General features: G+C 29.0%; 1 protein-coding gene. It reads left to right on the top strand.

The genetic code is table 11. The annotated features are described in order from the left end of the window. Positions 1-153 precede the first annotated feature (153 nt). On the top strand, positions 154-996 hold the full coding sequence (locus FGM02_RS17600; RefSeq protein WP_139959892.1) for a hypothetical protein: 843 nt from the start codon (positions 154-156) through the stop codon (positions 994-996). Positions 997-1,637: the final 641 nt, after the last annotated feature.

Below are 1,637 nucleotides of genomic sequence, written 5' to 3' on the forward strand. Positions count from 1 at the left end.
GTTTTTTTACTATGTCACTTCTACTTATTTATCTATTTTTAGGTCGACTAAGATAAAAACACAAAATAAGTAAAAGCTTAGTGTTAGGCTGAGAATCTCGCGATTATCAACTCCCACACTAACTTTATACAAAACCGTTGGCAACAAGCAAAAATGACGAAAGAACAATCAATATTATTAGATATTTTATTAATTGATTTTACTAAACCAGAATATCGTGGTAATAGTGGAATGGTAAATCTCGAAAATGTAGTTAAAGGAAACGAGAAACTCATAAAGCTATCCGAATTAGAATTAAATAAATTACTCTATATAATTAGAAAAGAACAAATAAAAATTGGAATTCAATTATTAAGTGGAACTTCAATTTTTGTAGTTTTCGAGACACATATAAATGATTTTATAAATATTGGAGGATTTAAAAAATTAAGAATAAAAAAAAGAAATGAATCATATTTCAAATGGACTAGTTTTATAATTATCGTATTGTCTTTTATTATATTATTGTACTCCACTTTTTTTCAAAAGAACTCGAATATAGAAAATATCAAATTAGATATTAAACCAACTGAAAAAGTCGATATAACCAAAATTCCTGATTCCCTAGAATTAATAACTGACAAAAATTTGATTGGAGATTTTAATGGAGATAACAAAACGGACTTTGCCTCTATTGTAAAAAACAAGAAGAACAAAAAAATTGGTGTTTTAATAATTCATAATTCCTCTAAACAAGAAAAATTCGTTTTTGGAGCAGGAAAAATAGTTGACCAAATGTCAGATTTAGATTGGATTAAAATATTTAAAATATTACCGAAAGGAGAAATTGTTTCGCCTACTTTAATCAATAAAGAAACAGGAGATATTATCGGACAAGATGAAAATCAGAATTTCAAATTAATTGGAAATGGAATTTATATGAGCGTTGAGGAGTCTCACGGTGGCGGAATCGTATTTTGGAACGGAAAAGAATACAAATGGTATCGTATAGAATAAAAAGCCAGTAGCCAACACCGCATAAAGTTAATGTGGGTTTTTATTTTTTCCCCAAAGTTTTAGGCTTATTTACTGTGTCACTTATACTTATTTAAGTATTTTTAGGTCGACAAAGAAAAAACACAAAATAAGTATAAGCTTAGTGCTAGGCTGATAATCTTTCGATTATCAACTCCCCCACTAACCTTATACAAAACCGTTGGGTAAAACGGGGGATTTCTAAACTGAAATCCACACACAGTATCACAACGCTAGAAAAAACTCGGCGAACCCAGCCGTAAGGAAAAATTAATCTGGAGAGATTTTTTTAAAACTACTACTCTACTTTGCCGAGAATTTTAAAGATTAATTTCCAAAAACAAAAGAGAAAAATCTTTGCGGGAATCTTACTCAAGTGTTGAGAAAAAGTCTTTACGGGATTTAAATATTTACGGAAAAAAATAATTGTGAGATTTAACTACTTGCGGAATAAATAACGGATTAAAATATTTCTCAAAAAAAGCATTGTCAACATCCGAGAAATTTTCTTTCACAAAAAATCACAGAAAAGTGATCTCAATAAAATCAAGAAATTTAGAAAAAGACAAATTAGAGATTAATTAAAATTTGGAGAAAAACTAAGCTGTGTGTCCGCATTACCC

It is taken from the genome of Flavicella sediminum, from assembly GCF_006381105.1.
GTDB lineage: Bacteria > Bacteroidota > Bacteroidia > Flavobacteriales > Flavobacteriaceae > Flavicella > Flavicella sediminum.

Excerpts from the sequence above, each read along its gene's own strand:
- FGM02_RS17600 (WP_139959892.1), top strand. The coding sequence starts at position 154 with ATGACGAAAGAACAATCAATATTATTAGATATTTTATTAATTGATTTT.